The sequence below is a fragment of the Paenibacillus sp. FSL R5-0701 genome, from assembly GCF_037973995.1.
GTDB lineage: Bacteria > Bacillota > Bacilli > Paenibacillales > Paenibacillaceae > Paenibacillus.
In genome coordinates this window covers 3,042,736-3,066,829 of the sequence record NZ_CP150230.1, presented here as the reverse complement: position 1 = coordinate 3,066,829, position 24,094 = coordinate 3,042,736, and the positions used below count along the sequence as shown (strand labels likewise).

10 protein-coding genes are annotated in these 24,094 nt (G+C 46.3%); all 10 read right to left on the bottom strand.

Going from position 1 to position 24,094, the window contains the following annotated elements; translation table 11 throughout:
* Positions 1–14 precede the first annotated feature (14 nt).
* The 10 genes from MKZ13_RS13680 to MKZ13_RS13635 all read right to left on the bottom strand — a co-directional run bounded on the left by MKZ13_RS13680 (position 15) and on the right by MKZ13_RS13635 (position 24,026).
* Entirely contained in the window at positions 15–1,490 is a 1,476-nt protein-coding gene (locus tag MKZ13_RS13680; protein WP_339184688.1) for a sucrose-6-phosphate hydrolase, read from the bottom strand.
* A 347-nt stretch (positions 1,491–1,837) separates the two neighbouring features.
* Positions 1,838–2,821, bottom strand: coding sequence for a LacI family DNA-binding transcriptional regulator (locus MKZ13_RS13675; RefSeq protein ID WP_339184686.1), 984 nt, complete (start codon positions 2,819–2,821; stop codon positions 1,838–1,840).
* Between the two features lie 243 nt (positions 2,822–3,064).
* Entirely contained in the window at positions 3,065–4,744 is a 1,680-nt protein-coding gene (locus MKZ13_RS13670; RefSeq protein WP_339184684.1) for a ribonuclease J, read from the bottom strand.
* Positions 4,745–4,895: 151 nt separating this feature from the next.
* Positions 4,896–6,167, bottom strand: a complete 1,272-nt coding sequence (rhaA, locus tag MKZ13_RS13665) for an L-rhamnose isomerase (protein WP_339184681.1) — start codon at positions 6,165–6,167, stop codon at positions 4,896–4,898.
* Between the two features lie 19 nt (positions 6,168–6,186).
* Positions 6,187–8,256, bottom strand: a complete 2,070-nt coding sequence (locus tag MKZ13_RS13660) for a bifunctional aldolase/short-chain dehydrogenase (protein WP_339184679.1) — start codon at positions 8,254–8,256, stop codon at positions 6,187–6,189.
* A 179-nt stretch (positions 8,257–8,435) separates the two neighbouring features.
* Entirely contained in the window at positions 8,436–9,416 is a 981-nt protein-coding gene (locus MKZ13_RS13655; RefSeq protein ID WP_339184677.1) for a glycoside hydrolase family 5 protein, read from the bottom strand.
* 363 nt (positions 9,417–9,779) lie between these two features.
* On the bottom strand, positions 9,780–12,119 hold the full coding sequence (locus tag MKZ13_RS13650) for a beta-galactosidase (protein WP_339184674.1): 2,340 nt from the start codon (positions 12,117–12,119) through the stop codon (positions 9,780–9,782).
* A gap of 50 nt (positions 12,120–12,169) precedes the next feature.
* Positions 12,170–15,508, bottom strand: a complete 3,339-nt coding sequence (locus tag MKZ13_RS13645; protein ID WP_339184672.1) for a DUF5107 domain-containing protein — start codon at positions 15,506–15,508, stop codon at positions 12,170–12,172.
* A 174-nt stretch (positions 15,509–15,682) separates the two neighbouring features.
* Positions 15,683–16,393: a trehalose operon repressor gene (treR, locus tag MKZ13_RS13640; RefSeq protein ID WP_339184669.1), complete on the bottom strand. Its 711-nt coding sequence runs from the start codon at positions 16,391–16,393 to the stop codon at positions 15,683–15,685.
* Between the two features lie 127 nt (positions 16,394–16,520).
* Positions 16,521–24,026, bottom strand: a complete 7,506-nt coding sequence (locus MKZ13_RS13635) for a fibronectin type III domain-containing protein (RefSeq protein WP_339184667.1) — start codon at positions 24,024–24,026, stop codon at positions 16,521–16,523.
* Positions 24,027–24,094: the final 68 nt, after the last annotated feature.

Sequence of the window (24,094 nt, the reverse complement as noted above, 5' to 3'; positions counted from 1 at the left end):
CTCTCACGTAATACTTAATAATTCCATTGAGTTGCTTCAAAATCAGCTTTGCCTCCGCGTGCAAAAAAACGAATGTCCACGCTGTCCCGGCTTGGGAAAATGCGGCTGGTAAAGACCTCCTCACCATCGTTCACAAAGATCTCGACTGAAGATGCATCTACGAACAGATGGAACTTAATCACGTCCGCAGTAAGTGTGCACTGTCGTACAACGCCATTCTGCTCTGCCAGCTCGGTACCAGACATCGTCCGATCCAAGACAACTTTCTGCTGAATCCGATCATACAGAAGAACCGTTTTTTCAGTTCCATTTGCCCGGAGTTCGATGCCTACAATCTCTGCACCTACATGGCTTATCTCACATATCAGCTCATAGACAATCCCATTAAAACCAGTGAAAGATCGGCTTTCATTGTTAATTGTTGCGCAAATATGTGTCCCTTCCTCCTGCTGGCGCAATTGCTCCATCTCTGCAACAGGTTGTTGGATTAACTTGCCGTCTCTCAGTGACAATTGCCGAGGGATGGTCAGGCAATGAGCCCAGCCACTATCGTCTGTCGGATATTCCAGATCGGGAAGTCCCATCCATCCAACCAGAATACGTCTTCCGTCTGGAGCCAACATCGTCTGCGGAGCATAGAAGTCGAATCCACGATCCAACTCCTGAAATTCACCATGTTTGAACTCTCTTGTCTGGAGATTGAGCGGCTCACCGATCAGATAACCGGATTGAAAAATATTCTGATAATGATCTCCCGCAGCGTCTATGCCTTGGGGGGAAAAGACAAGCACACCTCTCCCGTCTATCTCCATATAATCCGGGCACTCCCACATGTAGCCAAAGGAGGTTAATTGCGTACGAATTTCACCAAGAAACTCCCAGTTGTTCAGATCAATGGAGCGATACAGCACTGTACATCCCGTCTCGTCTGTTCTCTGCGCACCAATTACACCATAATACGTGTCTCCTTGTTGCCACACCTTGGGATCTCTGAAGTGTTCCGTGTATCCGGCTGGCACAGACGAGATCACGGGATCATTCAGTTTGGTTACTGAACCGCTTTCATCCATAACTGCCAAGCATTGATACGGGTGTCTGACCCAAGCCTCATCCCTCGTATTGCCCGTGTATAGCAAGTGCAACTTGCCGTCTTTTTCAATCGCACTGCCGGAATAAGCTCCGTGTGAGTCATACCTGCCACCCGGTTCGATTCCAATCCCGACATTTTCCCAGTTCACCAGATTCTTCGAGCGGGTATGGTACCAGTATTTCATGCCGTGTTCTGTTCCAAGTGGAAACCACTGATAAAACAGATGATAATAGCCTTGATAATATGCAAAGCCGTTAGGATCATTAAGCAGACCTGTTATCGGCTGAATGTGATAACTCTGTCGCCAAGGACATACGGAGATCTGTGCTTCAAGCTTCGCAACCTCTCCAGGCTCTGCTTGCTCAATTCGTCTGTAGCGTTGCTCTCTAGTCATTTTCATAGCTGTTCTCCATTCTTGCTTATATAAGTTAGACCAAGAAATTTCACACTTGGACTACGATGGCAGAACAATCCTCCGATCGCTGTTATCCCCAGATTTCCTGATCCCTTTTCTAAAGGGTGAAATCCGGTGATAAAGGCGAACACTACGTTTCTTCGAATTTTTTCTGCCCTCTTCGTAAATGTTTTTTTTCTTATATAACTTATACGAAAATCAAAATATAGGAACCGGTTCCACTCAAAGCAAAAAAATAATTCCATATGGCATTAATGCCTGCCCGTGTTCGCATATCCGCATTGGATATTCATAGTGGAACCGGTTCGATGGAATTATCATAAAGGATGTTTTTATAATTTGTCAACGCTTTCTCGAGGAATTAGTTCTACGTCCAGTGTTGTTCGTTCCTCCACCGACTCGCCTTTGACCAGACGAATAATGTGATTCGCCGCTACTTTGCCCGCCTGCAAATAATGATATTTCACAGTCGTCAGCGTGGGATGAATCATCTCCGTAATATCATATCCGCCAAATCCGGTAACAGACAAATCTTGCGGTATGCGGATTTTATTGGAGAACGCAATCTTCATCACACCCAGTGCAATATTATCCGTAGCCCCGACAATGATCGTTGGTGTGTTTTCTTTCAAAATGGCTTCAGCGGTAACGATGGCTTCCGACATCTTAAAGCTTGTCTCATAATACTTCACTTCACAGCCACTACACTCGGCAATTGCACGCTGGAACCCTTGTTTACGATAGATCCCTACCGCCCGATCCTTCTCACTAACCCCCATATACACGATCTTGCGATGACCCTGTTCGACGACATATCTGCCCATCTCATAACCTGCCTGGTCATCATTGTGAACCAGACTATGTAGTTGCTCATGCTGCTGCCCCACCAACAACACGGGGATACGTATGTCCTCCACTGCTTTCAGATGTGCTTCAGTCACTTCAGCAGCCAGCAAAATAATACCCGACACCTTCTGTCGTGCAAAATCATAGATGGCATCAATCTCGCGCTGCATGTCCTGGCTCGTATTTGCGATAAGCATCTGATACTGATTACTCCGCAGTTCTTCATCAATTCCGATCAATGTCTGTGATGTTGCAAAAGAATCAAGACGTGGCACAACCGTACCAATAATACTGGTCTTCTTTGCCTTCAGACTCTGTGCAAATGTGTTGGGAACATAATTGTATTGTTTGATAATGCGCTCAATCTTCTGGCGTGTATCCTCACTAACCGATCCGCCATTCAGGAAGCGAGAGACCGTGCTCTTCGCTACACCTGCCATCTGAGCGATATCAGAAATGGTTTTATTCATAAAGACTCCTCTTATTTCTATTAGCTGGTTTACCTTTTATTATACTTCGAATCGCAAACCCATGGCGAATTTGATTCAATTCCATTTATCGTACATCTATTGTACATTCCCGATGTAATAGCAAAAGCCCGATGGCAATGTGACTTCATACCGAAGTATGATCCACATTCATCAGGCTGTTAAGCTTCCATATACACGTTTGCACAGACCATTAGGGCAAGAATAATCCCTATCCCTGCTGACTTAGACCTCAATAATAATTGGCAAGATCATAGGTCTTCTCTTTGTTTGCGCGTAAATATAGTGACCGATCTCGTCTTTCAGCTTTCTTTTGATCACATTCCACTGATTCACCCCAGCCCCGGTCAACTCATCCATCCGGTTTAGAACAAGCTCATGGATCTCATGCATGAATTCTTCCGAATCCTTAACAAATACAAACCCTCTGGAGATGATTTCGGGTGAGGCAACCATTTGTTTCTCCGTTTTGCTCAATGTGGTTACGATCACCAGCATGCCATCGGAGGACAGTTGCCTGCGGTCGCGAAGTACAATATTGCCGACATCACCCATGATCAGACCGTCTACGAGACTATTTCCTGATGCAATTTTTGGACCCAGCGAAGCAATGCCGTCTTTGTACTGGACCATATCCCCATTATTCACGATAAACACATGATCACGTTCTATGCCTACGGATTCAGCAAGCAGTCTGTGTTGATACAACATGCGAAATTCACCGTGGATCGGAATCAGATAATCCGGTTTCATCAGGGTAAGCATCAATTTGAGTTCTTCCTGACTGCCGTGTCCCGATACATGCATCCCAGCTGCACCACTTGAACCATATATCACACGTGCTCCAAGAACATACAGGTTATCAATTACATGTGCAAGATTCCGTTCATTACCCGGAATGGCACCGGCAGCAATAATGACCGTGTCCCCGGCGTTAATTCTTACGTGAGGATGTTTACCGGATGCCAAACGTGACAAGGCTGCCATCGCTTCTCCCTGGCTACCAGTGCATAATACAACAACTTGTTCTGGTGGAAACTGATCCGAATCGATAGCTTCAATTATCAATCCGTCAGGAACTTGCAAATACCCCAATTCACTGGCCACCGATACCACATTCACCATACTTCTGCCCAACAGTGCCAGTTTGCGACCCGTCTCGAATGCTGCATTCACAATCTGCTGTACCCTGCTGACATTCGACGCAAAGGTAGAGATAAATACTTTTTGTTTTGCACGGATAAAGGCATCCAGAATGTGGTCTCCCACAACACGCTCGGAAGGTGTAAATCCGGGTCTTTCTGCATTGGTACTCTCGGAGAGCAAAATATGGACACCCTGTTTGCCAATCTCGGCCATGCGGTGCAGATCTGGGAAAGGTCCATGTACAGGCGACATATCAAATTTGAAATCTCCGGTATGCACAACATTGCCTGCTGGGGTCTGAAAAAAGATACCAAGACAATCCGGTATACTATGACTCGTTGCAAAAAAGGAAACCTCGATTCCTCCCAGCGTAATGCTGGAATGAGCATCGATCGTATGCAGGTCCGCCTTTCGCAGCAGCCCATGCTCCTTCAGTTTTAGTTCGATCAGCCCACGAGTGAGCCTGGATGCATACACCGGGATGTTCATTTGTTTTAACAAATAGGGAATACCACCAATGTGATCTTCATGTCCGTGAGTAACCACAAGACCCCTTACTTTATCCAGATTGTCCAGCAGATACGCTACATCCGGAATGATCAGATCAATACCAGGCAATGTCTCATCGGGAAACTTCGAACCACAGTCAATCACGATGATGTCCTGATTGTACTGGATGAAATACATATTTTTCCCTATTTCATTCACACCGCCAAGTGCAGCGATATACAGTTTGTTGTGGGATAGATTCAACTCCATTATTCCTCCTCTGCGTGGCAATCGTATACGATACAGATCCATATTCCTAGTATGGAAGCAATCGCCTAAGTTATGCATTTCAGCGTGATTATGCCAAAAAACCACCATGGGATATTCATTCCATAGTGGTTTATACGAAACTTAAATACAGTTAAACCAATGATTTATCGCGCTGCAGTAATACGTCTTGTTCATAGGTTTTGATATCGGTGATCCACTTTTCACGAACTGGAACGCCTTGCTGAGCACAATAGTAGTCCCAGATCGCGCCAAACGGATAGGATTTGAACTCTTCCGTTAAGGCAAGGCGCAACGTGTAATCCCCTTCCAACTCGGCTTGTTTCAAGGCATCCACCGGTTCGAGCATCGCTCGGAGAAGGGCTTTGATCGTGTTGCGAGTACCCACAACCCATGCAGCTACACGGTTAATACTTGCATCAAAGAAATCCAGTCCAATATGTGTGGTCGCAAGCAGATCATGTCGAACCAGTTCACGGGCAATTTCCAGCAGCTCATCGTCCATGATTACCACATGGTCACTATCCCAGCGCATCGGTCGGCTTACGTGAAGCAGAATGCCACTTGTAAACAATGACAAGGAAGACAGTTTATTGGAAATAACCTCTGTTGGATGGAAATGACCCGCATCCAGGCAGATTAACGTATCATTTTGCAAACCGTAACCCATATAGAATTCATGAGAACCCACCACATATGCTTCCGAACCCAGACCAAAGAGCTTACTCTCTACCGCGTCCAGGTTGTGCTCTGGATTAAGCGGTTCGCCAAATACTTCATCCAGCGATTCTTTGAGACGTTTGCGTGGTGTCAACCGGTCAACCGGATTATCCTTGAATCCGTCCGGTACCCATACGTTGGTTACACAAGTCTGACCAAGCTGTTCCCCGAAATAAGCACCAATCCGGCGGGATGCCTTGCAGTGATCAATCCAGAACTTGCGAATTTCAGGATCTGGATGACTGAGCGTGAACCCGTCACTTGATTTTTCATGGGAAAAACATGTTGGGTTGAAGTCCAGACCGAGTCCTTGTTCTTTGGCCCACTTCACCCAGTTCTCATAATGCTTTGGCTCAATCTGATCCAGTTCAACCTGCTCGTCGGTATCCGTGTAAATCGCGTGCAGATTAACCTTATGTTTGCCGGGAATCAGAGCAAAAGCTTGCTCGAGATCGTTACGAAGTTCTGCTGGTGTGGTCGCAGCCCCAGGGTATTGACCTGTAACGGAAATACCCCCTGTTAACTCCCCATCTTTATTCAGAAAACCTTTGACATCATCGCCTTGCCAGCAGTGTACGGATACTTTGATCTCCGCGAGTTTGTTCAGCACCTCATCTGTATCAATTCCGTGCTGGGCATACAATACCTTGGCTGCTTCATACGCTTGCTTGACTTGGTTATCCATCCGCAAGAACCCTCCTATTTTAACGTGTAAATGCTGCCGGTACACCGCCATCAATGGTCATCATGCAACCGGTTGTTTTTTCGGATTTCGAAGAAGCAAAAAATGCAATTCCTTCCGCAATATCTCTTGGATAGATATTTACGAGCAATGTCGTCCGTTTGCGATAATACTCTTCCAATTGATCCGGTTCAATCCCGTATGCCGCTGCACGTTCGTTTCTCCAGGAACCGTTCCAGATCGCTGAACCCTGTAGAATGGCATCTGGAAGAATCGTGTTGACACGAATGCCATACTCTCCACCTTCTGCTGCAATACAACGTGCCAGATGTGCTTCCAGCGCTTTCGCTGAGCTGTAAGCCGAGGCACTTTTACCCGCATACACCGAGTTCTTGGACCCGATAAATACCATGCTTCCACCTATACCCTGCTGTTTCATCAGCTTGAATGCTTCACGAGCCACGAGGAAATACCCTGTGCCCAGTACATTCATGTTCAGGTTCCATTCTTTCAGGGATGTTTCGTCAAATGGGCTGGATGTGGCCAATCCGGCATTGTTCACGATGATGTCCACTCCGCCATATTGCACCGCAACATCTGCATACGCAGATTGAACGGCTTCCTCATCGGTGACGTCCATTTTCAGCGCATAAGCACGATTTGCACCGTACTGATCATTAATTTCCTGTGCTACCTTCTGTGCGCCTTCCAGGTTGAGATCAGCAAGCACCACATGTGCGCCTTCAGATACCAATCTACGTGCTGTTTCACTTCCGATTCCGCCTGCTCCACCTGTGATAAACGCCACTTTACGAGAGAATTCGGTTTCCGCCGGAGCCAGTGACAATTTGTACAATTCCAGCGGCCAGTACTCCACATTGTAAGATTCGTTTGCACTGAGTGATACGAATTGACCCAGGCTAGTAGCTCCACGCATAACGGCAATCGCTCTGTGATACAACGCTCCGCTTACTTGGGAAAGCGCCCAGCTCTTACCTGTGTTGATCATGCCCACACCTGGAATGAGGATAACGCGTGGTGCCGCTTCGAACATGACATCACCTTCGTTTTTGTTGCTCTCAAAATACTGCTGATATTGCTCTTTGTAGGCAGCCACACCTTCTACCAGCTTGGCTTTTAACCCTTCAATATCTTCCGCATCCGGTGTCCAATCAATGAACAGAGGTACCACTTTGGTATGTACCAGATGATCCGGGCAAGCTGCACCCACCTGTGACAATTCCGGTGAATCTGCTCCGCCCACAAAAGCAAGTACGTCCTCTTGATCATCAAAGGACAAAATCATTTTTTTGCTGTCCGATACCGCTCCACGGATTGTTGGCATCACACGTGATACGATCTGACGACGAACATCAACGGCGAGTGCCGGGTGTTTCACACCACCAAACAAACTTTCTTCGTTCACTCGTGCTTCGATGAATGCTTCCGCTTCATTGATAATCTTGATCGTCTGAGCGTAACATTCCTCGGATGTTTCTCCCCAAGTGACAAGTCCGTGTTTTTCCATTAGTACGAGTTCGGCATTGGGATTCGAGAATACGCTTTCAGCAATCATTTTAGATAATGTAAACCCTGGACGTACATAAGGCACCCATACAAAACGATCTCCGTAGATCTCTCTCGCTAATTCCTTGCCGTTATGCGCACAACACAGGCTGATAATCGCATCCGGGTGCGTATGATCCACATGTTTATATGGAAGGAACGCATGCAGAAGAGTCTCGATAGAGGCGCGCGGGTGCTTGGCATCAATCATGCAATGTCCCAGATACTCAACCATCTCTTCATCCGACATGGATTCACGTTCAATTAATGGTCGAATGTCTTCAAGTCCAAGTCCCGTAAAATGCTTCGCTTCCATGGAACCCAGATCAGAGCCGCTTCCTTTCACATACATTACTTCTACATCACGACCACGAAAATCCTTCACTGTCGTTTTGGTAGAGGTATTACCACCGTAAATGTTACATACACTGCGATCAGATCCAATCAGATTGGATCGGTAAACCAACTGCTCAAGTCCTGTTGTTTTCTCAGATGCCTGCGATGCATTCCATAAACTCTGTACCATTTGTTTCCCTCCGATAATGTTTGTTTTATTCCTAATCCGAGTTTAACATCTTTGTTTTATTTTGAAAACAAAATATTTTAAAACCAAACGGAAATATTCAAAAGTCATTATAGATTGAACTATTTTATTAAAAAAACACCCTGACGTAACCGTCAAAGTGTTCCTGTTTCATCGGTGGATTAGAAAATCCCCGCTTTTTGAGAAGTGTTTTTAATACCATAGGTATCATTAACTACGGTGTTGCCAAAGCTCGTTAAGCTTCCGTTCGGACCTGTGGCCATGTCCAGATAGTTCAGACCAGAGCTGTTTCCGTACCAAGACCAGGCAAGCCAACCTACCCCTTTTTCCTGACCATATCTCATGATGGCATACTCGTCCACATCACCGTTTGTGTGATATCCCCCGAATTCACCAATGATCAGAGCCAATCCTTTGTTCAGCACATTCTCCATATTGGCTTTGACCGTTGCAGCATCTTTGCCAGCATACTCATACATATGAATGGAGAAGACGGTATTTTTCTGAGAATCGGCTGCAAATACACTTTGTCCATAATCCACGATGGATTGAGGGAACTGTCCCCATCCGGCTGCATCCACAATTAGCGTATTTTTAATTCCCGCATTTCGAAGTTTCGGAATGGCTTTTTTGTACCCATCAGCCCATGCACTTCCATTCCACGTTCCATACCATTCATTGGCGATGTTGACGATGACCCGATCTTCTTTGCCAATCAAAGCTTCCTTAATACTAATCCAGTAGTTCACCGCCGCATCCAACGAATTATAGTCATCTTTCCCTGTGGCGTCATGCACCTCGAGTACAGCTATCATTTTATTTTGGTTAACCACATTAATAATATTTTTAACAGCATTCAGATCATCTTTGGTGTACAGGCTACCATTCGAAAGAACAATGCGTACCGTATTGGCACCTGTTTTGGCGATGGCAGGGATAGCGGTATTCAAATCATTTTTGAACCAGGAATGCCCGTGATTAACACCTCTCATGACAAAAGCTTTACCTGTGGAATCATACAATTTGTTACCGCTTACATAAAAACCTGTGGCAGCAGATGCTTTGGGGGCTACACTCCCTAATACCATAAACATGAGAGCAGCAATAACCGTGAAGATTGTACAATTTTTCAGATTAACCATTCGTTTGGAACCTCCTGTATTTGTTTTTTTTATTTCAATTAACCCTGCTCCAGGCAATAAGTTAACTAAAATCGTTGGTAATAGAAGTTCTTTTGTTAGCAAATAAACAACTAATAACTTTATTATAGTTACGTTATTTAGTTTAAATAAACTTTATCGTTAAGGTTATGAGGTTATGATAAATTGAAAACGCTTACCAGTCAAGATCTTTTTACTATGATTAGGAATCATTTGTTTTTACATAACACAGCAAAAAGGGCTCTCTCCCCTCACAATCGTTCGGAGAAAGAACCCTCTGTATTATTAACGAAAGTTAACTGTTGTTTAAGTCTTGTTTATCTGTTGTTTAACTCCTGATTTAGACTAAGTGTCTTCTCTAACTCCCGACAATACTAACCCAACTCGGTACTGTGATCTCACCCGAATCTCATTAAACTTTCCAATCTCCACGCCCTCAAACCGCTCCACATAAGCCTGATTCACATAACTCTCAGTCGTCCCTTTTCGAATTGGAGTTATAGACAGACGAAGCGCGTGATCAGCCAGCAAATGACGGGATTGTTTCAAACCAAGCATCCAGCTGTGTCCATAGTGAATATGATCCGTTAACATCTGATGATGAATATGTGCTGTTGCAACGTCTCCTTCATAATCAATCTCAACCCACACGTCATCTACTTGTTCCGGCCACGCTGTGTCCAATCTCAGTGTTGCTGCATACTCTTTGGGAGAATCAACCTCTACAGCAGGCTCGTAAGACGAAACTTGGAATGTATACGTAACGAATATTCCCGGCTTCGACTGTGATGACACAGCATATTTCGAAGCTGAAACATGCTCTGGAGCCGGATAGAAGGATACCTCCATCTCTGGTTGCTCCACGGATGTACATAGGAGCATCTCATTCTGTACATACAGATGACTGCTGCTAATTACAAGCCTTTCTTCTCCGCCCACACGGAAACGGTAGGCATTCAAGGCCTCTTCACGGGTCAATGTAATGATACGTATGGCCATACCGTCCGATGTTGTGATCCTCAGATGATGGTCTTTGCCGGCAATCGGATGTATCACAACTTCATTCCCCTGCTCTGATACTGTACCTTCGGGCATATCCACATTTGTAACAGATGCTGTATCAATAACATACTCAGGCGCCATACCTTCATGGGCATAAAAGACAGCTGTGAGTTCCTGATTTACCATAAATCGGGTCAGTGGCTGAACGGTAGCACTAATGATCTTCATTCCATTCAGATTCATATGGAAAGGCAGAATGGCCGCCATGCCGGATTTCAGCCGCATCGTTCCTTCTCTGGGATAAGAAGCAGTCCCTTTGCTGGTATGCAGCTCCAATTGGATATCACGATCAGGCATCGCCACATGATCCTGATAATTATTCATGAACAGGAATCCCGAGCCATCTTGTTGCCGAACAGACCAACGCAGATCCAACGTGTTCTCCGGGGTTATAGATTGTTGACCATCCGGTATAACACAGCCCATTGGTGCAAGCAACTCACCGTATGCTTCCAGGAACATGGACAAGCTACGAATGCGGTCATACGATTCACCAATACGTCCGAATTCCCCGAGTGGGGCCTGATAGTCATACGTCATTTTCGGCAATGCCTGTTCGTTCATATATGAACTTTTGCCTATCGGATTGGTCCCCCCGTGATACATATAATACCCAACCAGATTGCTGCCGTTCGCAAGCTTCACAATGGTCATCGCCTCGACACTGTCCGCATCAACAACCGGACGAGCGTGATAACTGACTTGCATGCCCCCAGCAAGCTCGCAATACGCAGCAGGGTACTCCAGACTGTCATAATCCACTTCTTCCACAGGATTCATATGCAGATCCCGGAACAAATACTCCCGGCTTGGAGGCTGATTGGGAATCCATGGTGTGTACGCATACCCCGCGAGCATCGGCAACGTTCCTTCTTCAGGCACGGCAGCATTGCCCCAGGCCGTGGCAGTATAGAACATCGGCTTCATACCGACTTCTTCGGCAATATGGCGAAGCATCTTCAGATGTTCTCGTCCATCCCGGCCGGAGGTAATGTATTTTTCGCGGGTATACCCCCATGCATCCATGGGTGCGCCAGCGTGCATGTACTCATTTTCCAACTGTACCCCGATAACAGGGCCACCCTCCTGATAAAAACAGCCGTTGAGCTGACGGGCAATCTCCCGATATAATCGCTTGGCGTAATACAGATACCCTTCATCGTTCGACCTGACTTCGAATGGATAACTGAATAGCCAATCCGGCATCCCCCCATTACGCACTTCCCCATGACAGAATGGACCAATTCGCACGATCAGCGGCAGCTCATGTTTGCTACACAGATCCACAAAGTGCCGTAAATTCAGATTTCCTGACCAATTAAATTCGCCTTCCTGCTCCTCGTGAAAATTCCAGAAAACATAGGAAGCGACAATGTTCACCCCGCCTGCCTTCATCTTCAGTAATTCTTCTTCCCACTGCAAGTAAGCGAATCTGGAGAAATGAAACTCACCTACCACGGGAATATGGGGTTTAGCATTACGAGTCATATAATAGTTGGTAAAATCATACGATTCCCCTTGTGGACTTTTGCCGCCACTGCCAGTCATGCAACCCGCACGAATCTCTTTATCTTCCGCATCCAATATAAAGCGAATCTGGCTACCTGCTATATTATCATTCATGGATTATATAACTCCTTCGCTATAAATGGGATGTGTTGAACGATTATCAATTATCGATGGATGATTGCCCCTTGATGATTGGGATTCTTCTCCAATACCCGCTCCAACTCAAGTTTGGCTTCACTCGTCCGACCCAGCCCCAGAAGACCCAATGCCCGCATATATCGGCAATGTTCTTCATTTCGCTGATTGAGATCGTCGTCAAACACTAGGAAATCGGGCAGAGATACCGCAAAATAATCCATTCGGATGTGATCATGCATATGTCTTTCCGCATAGTCAATGAGTTTGTTAAAGCGTCGATTTGCTTCCTTCACATTGCCAAGTTTCTGCCAGGCCAGACCCTGATAATAGATGGATTCCGGCGGTTGATCATTATAAAACATCGCGCTTGCCGGTTCATTCAAACCGATGGATGCTCTGTGGAAATTCTCCTCTGCCGCCTGATCATTCTTCAGTTGCTTGTAGGCACAGCCAAGATAAAAGTAAACGGGATTATCTCCTGCTCCCTCCAATTTACCTTCACCTAAGTTCTCCGGGTAAACCAAAGCCTTCTGCAGCAGCTCCAATGCTAGTTCAGGTTGTTGTTTCTCCAGTTTTTGCTTTGCAAGTTCCGTCAGTGCCGTAACATATTGTCCTGTTACCTTGCCTTCTCCACCCTCCCATGGATGAAACCGCCGAGTCTGAAGGGCATTCCATGCTTCTTGATGGCTACCCTGCATATTCAATAAAGTTACCCACTCAATGTACAGATCGTCACGATGATGAACCAGCTCCATGTGATCTTCCAGCTGTTTGATTCGATGCTCGCAGGAATACCCCATCTTCTTGCGCAGCTGATCCAACTCGTAGAAGATCCGTGCATCTTGCGAATCCAACCGGAAAGCTTCCTCCAATGATGCCAGTGCAAGATCGGGCCGATTCGACTTGTTATAATAAGCCAGGCCCAGATTCCGATGTACAGTCGAATATGAAGCATCCACCTCGCGTGAAGTTTCCCAATGGGTGATTGCTTCCTCGTAGCGTTTATGATCATATAACCAATTTCCCAGGTAATAGTGAGCACGCGCATCATTTGAATCCACTGCCAATGCATCCTGAAGCACCATGAATTCAAATATCGTATTAGGAAAACAATAATCCGTTGGAGCAGCTTTCCCCTGCTTGTGACATTCCCGGGCCTGCTTCACATCCCCCAGCTGACGATATAAGTAAGCCTGAGCATAACCAACCATAGGATACGGCTGTGCAATTTCGGATTCAACATAAGAGAGTACCGTCAGTGCTTCTTCCCACAATCCACAATCCGCGTAGTCTGCGGCTAGATTCAGATAATTATAAACGTCTCCTCGCATCAGACGATGGAAATGCTCATGTGTTTGCCCCGCTTGTTCTCTCTCTAAAGGTGTAGTCGCTCCGCTATAGATCAGGACTAATTCATATGCAGCTCCAAATTCAACCGGGTCCAGTTCCAATGTCTCACGCGAATATTGAATGGCCTGTTTATCTTGACCCAATCTGCGCAGCAGAGCCACCTTCAGATGCCGAGCCTTATAATTTCTGGAGTTACGAATCAGCGAACGTTCGATGTGATCCAACGCTTCGATGTCTCGATGTAACACCGTATCGATCTGAGCAAGCATGTAATAACCTGTATCCTGATACTGTGCAGACCATACGGCTTTATACAGTGCTGCGTAGGCTTCTTCCTGTTTCCCCTGTAGTTTCAAACTCAGACCGAGTTGATAATAAGCTTCACTATCATATGGATTCGTATTTTTCCACGTAAGTGATTTTACCCCCTGTGTGAAATGTCTCTCTGCAGCTTGAAACAACCCTCTCCGCAGCAGCAATGTACCATACGCAATATTTAGACGAATATCCGTTGCATCACGCTTCAACCCTTCCAGATAATAAGATTCCGGTTCATACGTGGCATGCCGATATTGCTCCAAATGAAGACCAGCCAGATATAGTTGTTCATTCGTACGAATCTCGGATGGTAGCGGGAGTGGTGTGGCCGGATCTGGCACTTCCTGAATCTCAGAACGTTCAGGCTGATAGGCCACAAGTACTTTTCCTTCCGCAGTTCGAACACTTAACTTCACCTGATGCCATTCATCTTGTCCGCTCCACGGGAATGAAGATTTATATAGCTTCGTAGGTGAGATATTACATCTCTCCTGGAGATATACCGTGGTTGGTCCTATCACTTCAACGGTCACTTGTTCAAAAACCGACGTCGCATATACCATCACGGTTACCATTCCTGTCGTTTCGTCCATTTCCAAATTAACCGCTGCATCAATTGTTGCATTTTTGACCATACCAATTCCTTTATACGGCATAAAATACTGCGAGAATGATTTCGCTTCAAAGGGCTGTAACCACGTAAAATCAGGCTGATTATCGGTATAGATTCCGGTCATTAATTCAATATAAGGTCCATCCTCGTCCGTTAACTGACGATCCCAGGCTTGACCGAATTCCCCGTTCCCCCAGGTCCATTGTTTCTTGCCCGGAGAAATATGATGATTGGCTACATGCAACAAACCTGCCTGAATCCCGTGGTCATACCCCCCCACAAAATTATAATCCGACTTATAAGCCATATAGGATGTTGGAACCGGTATGTTTTTGTATCGCGAGATATCCACACCTTCGGAATAGTCCATCTTGTAATAAGTGCCGGTTGCGATGGGAAAGCGGGATACGTCCCGTTTTCCGTGGTCCAGCACAGCCGTTACATCAGGTGGAAACACGGATTGTGTATGATCGTTAACAGCTACAGCCGGGTTGGCCCACCATAGAAAAGTTTGAGGTGCGCTGGTGCGATTGTATACCTCGGCATGGATTTCAAGATAGGCTCTGCCAGGATGTAGTGTGAAGCCAGCGGTCATTTTGGTACCATACATGCGATCAATCTCACCCACCCATACGGTAGCGCTTCCATCTTCATTACTGCCAAATGTATAATCGACTGGACCAAACGTGTTGGGCCGATGATGCTGTGGCCAGTTGAATTCAATTCCACCTGAAATCCATGGCCCTGCCAGACCCACAAGTGCAGGTTTAATCACCCGGTTGTAATATACAAAATCGTAGTTATTGGTCCGATCCAGCGCGCGATAGATCCGTCCCCCCAGTTCGGGCATCATCTCGATACGTACATATTCATTTTCAAGAATAATTAATCGATACGACTTCATTTGGGCTTCATCTTCAATGCTGTCGATCACGGGATGTGGGTACACCTTACCCGAACTTCCCTGGTAGATTCGCTTTTCAAGAAACATCGGATTTTTGTCCGGTTTACCTGTACCATAGGTTGGAATATCCCTGGTTTCTTCCCATATGCGAACATTGGATGTCGCTGTCACGTGATTCAATTCCCTCACTCCTCGGCCTCGTATATATTGTGATCATACGCTCCGACATGCAGGAAGAACATTGACATTAAGCGGTTCTTGATGGACGATCTTCGGATTCCCCCATAACCAAAGAGAGTACCGATCCACCCAAATGATGCAGTGAAAGGTACTCTCTGATCGATCTTGATTAACTTATCTGCGACGTGCAAAATCCACAAATTTGAACTTGTCCGGCCGGTGCCTCGACTCCGTATACTGAAATTGACTGGCATCCTCCAGGTAGACTTGGCTCCTCACCACAACTACATTGTGGAAACCTTCAAGGTCAAGCAGTTCCCTATCCTCGGCAGTGGGTTCTTCCACCAGAATCTCTTTTTTGGCAAACGAAATCGAAAGCCCCAGCTCTTGCTCAATGTACTCATAGATGGAATCATTACAGATCTCTTTGCTGAGTCCAGGAACAAGCCGCTGGCTAATGTAATCTTTGTCCAGTATGACATGCTCTCCATCCACTTTGCGCACACGTCTGATCTCCCAGACCTGTTCATTCAGACCAAAGTTAATTTTCTTGTGTAACGCCTGATCCACCTGTTTCTCCTCAAATACCTTCACATACGTTTTAGCGCGATGTCCCATTTTTTTGGCTAATTCCTTGAAGCTAACCAGACCTGAGATGGGAAAATCGATCTTGCGTATGTCCAGTACAATCGAGCCCTTGCCTTGAATCTTCTGAATATAACCTTCTTCGTACAACATTTTCAATGCTTTGCGAATAGTCTCTCGAGACGTTTGATAACTTTCCGATAGATCCAGTTCCGATTGAAGCAGCGTACCTGCCTCAATCTCTCCAGTCCGAATACGATCTGCAATATCTTCATATATCCGGATAAATTTATTATTCATTATTCATCACCATTGTTCATTACCCTTTTTTATCATATTGGCAACCTATTATAACATTAAAAACCAATCAAGCGGTAATGTCATCACTTCCGATGAATGTAGTATCACATGTAAGAATCAATTCAATCTAGATATGACGATCGAACGCTGACGCTTTCTCCACTTGATCTGTACCGTTCTCATCCATGACTTGAATCAGCTTATTTAAGCGGAAGATCAGCGCTGCAGCTTCGGATCTGCTTAAGTGCTGCATGGGACGGAAGCTGCCGTCTTCATATCCGGTAATCATGTACAAACCTGCAAGTTCCTGCACTTCTTCTTTAGCCCAATCAGATACATCAGTCTGGTCGGTAAATGCTCTTGGGGAAGTCAGCGGTTCCGGTCTGATTTTACGGACAACATTTGCTATAATCTTGGATGCCTGTTCACGGGTTACCAGTGCATGTGGAGCGAATTTCCTATTCCCCATCCCTTGAACCATCTCATGGTGAACGGCTGCCTTAATCTCTGGAGCGAACCAATCATCGTCGTTTACATCCTGAAATTCATGCTGTTCATTAACCGTTGTATCCACACCCATCAGACGCACGATTAATGCGGTAAATTCTGCACGCGTGATCGGACGGCGTGGTTCGAAGCGGGTTTCACTTACACCTTGAATAATATTTTGTTCCGCCAGCCAGGTAATCTGATCTTTATTGAATGTTTGGCTGATATCGATAAATTTGATATTTTTTTTCACAGGTACCTCAGGTTGTTCCTCAGAAGGTTCAGGTTGTGAACTCACCTCATCGGCTTTTACCGAAGTATCTGCTGGATTTGAAGCTGTACTACTACCGCTCCAGGCGGATGGTGTATACGGAAAAGTCATGGCTGCTGCCCGTTTGCCTTCACTTTTTTCACCCGCTGAATTCTCCGTCCATACTTCCACCTCATAATGCTGCTCGGCATTCAGTCCTGTCCATACATAACTGCGCTGCGTGCCACGGTAGATCTCACGATCTTTATGGGTGATCACAATCACCTCATTCATTGAATCCAGTTCCCAAGTGAGCTTAATCGTACTTGTGCCTTGCGCTACGGCTGCAACTGTCAGATCCTCGGAAGGAAACGTCTCGAATTCCGGAACCTGGAGCGCTTCACCCTCCCCTGCCTCATTAAATGGAATGATTGCAAAGTCAGTATAACGCTCTGCACTATTTAATTGAGATACATGTATGGATGTCTCCGTTGTCGTTCCCACAAGCTCCTCATTTCGATAAACTCGATAACCCGCAGCACCAGGAATCAGTTCCCATACAATGTCTGCACCATACATTGAACGCCCCTCTACTACAGGAGGAGGAGAAGCACTACCGGGCAAAGTCATTGCTTGAAGGTAATAACCACCATCACTACTGCCGGAGGCATTCATGGTCTTCACTGTAAAGATATAGTTCACGCCCGGTTCGAGTTCCTCATCATCATAGAACAGTTCGTCTGCAGGAACACGAGCAATCTCCACACCATCCCGCTCAATGATAAACTGCTCGGCACCTTCCACCCGGCTCTGTTCCAATAGAAGACGAATGTGGTCCTTCGCCGAATGATACTCGACTTTGACAGGAGCTGCTGGTTTGGTCAGGACAGAATACGCCAGCTTCTCCGATGCATCTCCCTGATCATTCTCTGTGTAGATTTCAATCGAGTACTGCTTGCCTGCATCCAGTTGATCAATGATAAACTCTTTTTGTTTGCCTCGATATACTTCCATGCCATCCAGCAATACAACGAATGTTTCGTTTACATAAGGGAAATCCCATTCCAAATTAGCGTGATCAGTCTCGGGGTATATCTTCATTTCCAGTGAATCCACATGAGGTAAGGTGTAAAAAGGAGTCACGGCCATTGGGCTTCCTGAACCAGCCGTATTATAAGGAATAATCTGCACCTGATCATATCGGGTTGCACTTTCCAGATAAGTTAACTTCACATCTGTGATATCTCCTTCATCAATCGTGGTGAACATCTGATCTCCGATACGTATAGTATATCCCTCCGCACCTTGTACCTTTGGCCAAGAGATCCATCCCTCCTTTTCCCCAATCTTGCTTGCATGTAAAGGTTCATGAATGGTCGCAGGCAACGTTCTCAAGTGAACTTCGAAACCGGAATCACTCTCTCCCGTTGCATTGGATGTTTTGATGGTATACGTGTAATGCTCTCCTGGTGTCAGTCCATCATCTTCAAATGAAGTTTGATCTGCTGGAACCTTAGCAACTTCAACACCATCCCGCATAATAATGAATTGCTCTGCTCCCCGTGTTGAGCTTCCAGTCAGGTCCAGTACCGCGGTCTGATCTGCAATATGTGTTATGCCTGCCGTCTGAGGTGATATGGGTTTCGTTAAAACTTGAATCTGAATAGACTCTGACCGATGCCCATCTTCATTAATCGCAACAAGTTCGAATTCATACGCCGTGCCATCCAGCATACTATTGAGATGTACAGACGGTTCAGACACGCTCTGCACATCTCCCGTTACCCGATTACGAATCTCATATGCTGCTGCTCCCTGAACAACATCCCAAGCCAGATCCACCACATGTGTTCCGGCTTTCACTGTTATACTTTCTGCAACCAATGGCAACGTTTGAGTCATTACACTGAAAGTAAGCGGCGCACTCGTTCCACTCGTATTGACTGCCCGAATCACATAAGTGTATTTCGTTCCTGGCAACAGATCCTTGTCTACGAAATGGGTTTCACTTGAATCCATCTGAGTGATCTCTCTTCCATCCCTTTCAATGACATAATAATCTGCCCCTTGGACACCAGTGTTACTGAAATCCAGACCCAGGCTGTTTTTTGCCACATCATATACCGCAATCTTAACGGGTTTCTCAGGCAAAGTCAGCAGAGATACATCCGTCGCTTCAGAACGAGTCCCTTGTCTATTGACTGCCCATAGTTGATAGCGATGCCACGTTCCACCCTGGAGACCTGTAATCGTCGCTCCATTCTCCATTCCTCTATAGATCTCCTTGCCATTCTGCTCAATCACGTATTCAGCGGCACCTTCCACGACAGACCAGGAAACTTTTGCATGATGTACTCCTGAATCAACAAGTACTTCGGCAGGCGACACAGGTTTGGACAATCGGATGAGCTGCGCTGTCTCACCTGATCCAGAAGCATTCACAGCCTGTACTTCCAAAGCGTACTCTGTACCTGGCAACAATCCCTCAAGCATGTAGGCCAGTTCTGATGTTCTACCCATTTCTGTTCCATTGATTTTCACAATATAGAGATTCGCCGTATCTACAGCTTGCCAAGCAAGTCCCATACTTGTCTCACCAGTCGATGTGACATTAAGTCCTTCCGGCCTGCTAGGTAGCGTAAGAATTGTACTACTGGTGGATGCACCGTACCCGGCAGCATTGCCTGCCTGTACTTCATAGGTATACTCATGACTGCTTGACAGGTGGTGAACTGCGAGTTGTGTATCTGATATCTCATGGCTCTGTCCATCGATGACCACCCGATATTTCGTTGCCCCAGCTACAGGTTCCCAGCTCAAGATTGCTCCCTGTTCAGTTACTTGAACAACGTGAAGTCCCGACGGGCTCTCCGGTAGTGTTGTTCCTGATACCGAACTGCGTATCCCCTGTCCACTTCCGTTCACTGCTTGTACATCCAGTTGATAAGATGTTCCTGAACTCAGTCCCGCATAGACCCATTCTTGGGTTCCGGCAGAAACCGTTCCCGACATCTCTCCATTCAACCATAACTCATAACGATCGGCTCCTCGTACTGCTTCCCAATTCAGACGAAGGCTCGCTGTGGAAGCATCGGATACCTGTAAGCCGGACACTTGCCCAGGTAAAGTCTTGAGCAAAGGTAATCCTGCCAACGGTCCTGTTCCTGTCTCATTTCCGGCAATTAACGTATAGCTGTACTCCGTTCCGCTATCCAGACCCGAGTCCAGATACTCCGTCTGCTCTCCTTCATATATGGCTGCTCCATCACGTGAAAGACCATAATACGTTGCAGAAGTCACTGTCTGCCATTCTAATGAAATATCATGCTCCTGAATTTGAACGGCCATAAATTGTCCGGGCATTGCCGGCAGTGTGAGGAATCCGGTTCTACTGCTACCACCTGCGCCACTTTCATTCATTGCCGTTACCGAAATGTTATGAATGGTTCCTGGAACGAGGTTGCTAACATAGGGAAGGCTGCCAGGATCAGATACCGTCTGATCAAATACGGTGGCACCGTCCGAAGTAGTCACGATGATGCGGTAAGCATCTGCTCCTCGTACTGAATCAAAATGAATTTCGGCCAGATTGGGCTGTGAATCTACTTTTCGAACGTGCAATGTTCCGGGAGCTGCCGGGGTAGTTAATACTTGAGCGCTTACTGCATCACTTACTCCGGTATGGTTTCTCACTCTAACTTCATATTCATAGACCTGACCACCGCTTAGGGAGTGATCGATTATACTGTGGTTAGGATAATCCAGTGTCCATGACTGTCCTGTTGTTTTATTCGTTATCTCATACTGATATCCATCGGTATACCTTTCCCCAGTCGGCAAATCCACTGTAAGTTCAGCTGATGTCTCAGCGATCTGTGTCATTCTCACATGACTCGGTTGCTGGGGCTTGCGTTGAATATGGTAAGGTGATGAAGTTGTCTCATATGTATTCCCTGCTCTGTCCATGGTTTTGGCATGGATGTACCAGATGCCTTCCGATTCGATGGATATTTGATGCTCATCAGAGCGAGCTTCAAGCCAATGCTCCGGTGATTCTGCACTGTTCGTAACTTGATAGAATCGTTCCAGTTCCTGAATGCCTGAGTGGGCATCGGCATACTGAATGGTAGTGGATATGTCCGTGTCCGTCCAGCCATGTCCGTTCGGTGCAAATGTAATCGTTGGAGCCATCTGATCCACATAGGCGATTCGACTCACTTCCTTGCTCACATTACCAACGGTATCTCTTGCTCGGGCCCGAATGGTGGTAGCGCCGTTTGTACTAACTGTACCGCTACTTCCTGTCATATACGGGGCATCATTCATGCTGTATTCATAGGATATCGCTTGTTCATCCACACTTCCAGCGATAGTGAATTGCACATGTTCTTTACTCCATCCAGAAGGACTTAAACTAATCACCGGCTCGGTTGGAGCTGTCTTGTCAATTCGAACTGTAGCCTGAGCGGACGTGCTTATGTTGCCTACACGGTCAATTGAGCGTGCATATACGATCGTTTCTCCCTCATCGGTAACCGTCACTTCACCCGTATAATCGATCCAAGGACCTTCTTTGTTAAGTCGATATTGACTCTTGGCAAGCCCACTGCCCGCATCTTCACCACTGTTTATCGCAAAAGTTACATCCTCATTCGTCCAATCCTCTTCACTTAACGCAATCGTTGGTTGCTCAGGCCCAGTCTTGTCGATTCTGGCTGTTGCCGAAGTGGAAGCACTGACATTGGCGGCCCGATCAACACTTCGTGCGTAAATCTCGGTTATCCCTTCTTCACTTAGTGTAAGAGGAGCCTTATAGTCGATCCATTCTCCCTCACTTCCCAGCTTATATTGTGTCAGACCAATGCCACTTGCTTCGTCCGTACCCACCGTTAATGTCACGATTACCGCCGCTTTTGTCCAATCGGGCGGATTCAGCGAGATAACGGGAGGCGTTGGTGCCGTCCGATCTACCCTAGCTGTCACAGCCGTTTCCTGTCCTGTATTACCAAACGCATCAATACTGCGTGCCATAACAGTTGTGTTGCCTTCACTGTTTACGGTAAACGGATCGCTATATTCACGCCATTCTCCTGCCGGACCAACTTTAACTTCAGTCTTCTGAGTTCCGCTCAAAGCATCCTTTCCTTCTTCAACCGTGACGAGAACATCTTCCTTGGTCCATGAGGATGGAGTAACTGTAACGGAAGGAGCAGTTGGACCCGTTGTATCTTTAATCATCTCTCCAGCGGATATAAACGGGGTCTGTATCCCTTCACCATTCAGTGCCGCCACAAGAACTTCATATTTTCCATCCGCGAGTCCGGTCAGGGCAAATTCTGTACGTGTGGAAGTTGTTGTTCCCGTTGCGAGGACTTGCCCACCTGGACTGCGTATTTCCGTTTTGTAATGAGTGCCCGCAGGGTTACTATTATTATTCCAACTCGCTGTAACAGAGTTGCCTGATTGTGTCACAGCCGCAGCAGCGGGTGGATTCGCCAATGTATATTTGGTGGATGGACTGGAGTACCCCGTGAAGGAACCACTTGAATTTTTGGCACGTACAGCAAAAGAATAACTGGTATTCGGAGTGAGCCCTGTCACCTGCCGACTGTTTGACGCACCTGTATCCACGATCTGATTCGTGGTCATATTCTTCAGCTCATATGTAACAGAGGCGTCATTGGCCTTCTTATCCCAGTTGACCGTCAAGTTATTAGGGTTAACCAGTGTATAAGTCGGCGTTCCAGGCACAACAAAACTTCTAACCGTAAAGTTAACGGTTCCTGCTGAGGACACCCCACCTTTGTCATCCATGACCCATACTTGCAATGTGTGCGTACCATCTGGCAGGGTGTCAGGCAATGTGTAGTTAGTGTTGAAAGACTGATTTGAACCCGTCGCGGTCATCTGGGTCAAAATGTTCTCAGACCCACCATCAATGGACCATTTCACGGTCAATAGGTCTCCTACATCCGTATCTCGCGTTGTACCAGAGATCTGAAGTTGCTCGCCTTTGTAATACGTTTGCCCCGAAGAAGGAGCCGTTAGTGTAAATGAAGGCGGAACGTTCTGAGGGCCGATTCCCACGATCGTTGAAAATTTGCGTGAAGCCTGATTCGCTGTTGCTTTGGCATTCCACCAGAATTGCGCAGCTGTATCACTCGCCGTAACGGTCTGCCCTGTAGTGAATGACGAAGGTGAAGAACCCCCTGTTAGCTGCGCATTGTCCGGACCGCTGTACTGTCCCATGTATATGCGATCTGCATTCACAACATTGTACGTATTCGCATAAAAAGCCGTGACCTGAACGCCGCCGCTGTAATTGCGCCATCCATTCTCGATGACTTCAAACGGAGATGCATCATTGCCATTCACCATCGTATCCCAATAAAATGTTCCACCCAAATTCAGTGCCGATCCACTGCGGTTGATGGCTTCCAGTTCAACCTTCATGTATCCACCTTGTGAGGTAGCATTAACGATAGATACACGCAAAATATATTCGACATTGTCCTTTTGCCGGGACATTTCAATCACATTATTGTTAATTCGGTAATAATTAAGCGGCAATGTTTTGAAGTTCACGGGTGATCCATTATGGTCGATAATGGTGGATACATTCCCTGTATCACCACCGTAAAATACATTTGTGTTTGGTAGTAATACAATTCTGTATTTACCATCACTGTTCATCTCCACTTTCACCTTGGAGGACTGTACAGCCTTCATGCTGGACGTATCGGATACAATCCCGATGGTTTCAACCGTTTCAGCCATTACCGTCGTTGCGCCCCATTCAAGCAACAGGGCTTGAGGTGATAATAACGCAAATGCCAGTACCACTTTGGTTAATTGTTCCGCTTGTTTCTTCACACGTTTTCCTGATTTCTTCAACGTCTACTCTCCTTTTTGGCACACAAAAAAAAGGAGGCACCCCAACAAAGGAACGATGTCCTAAGTTG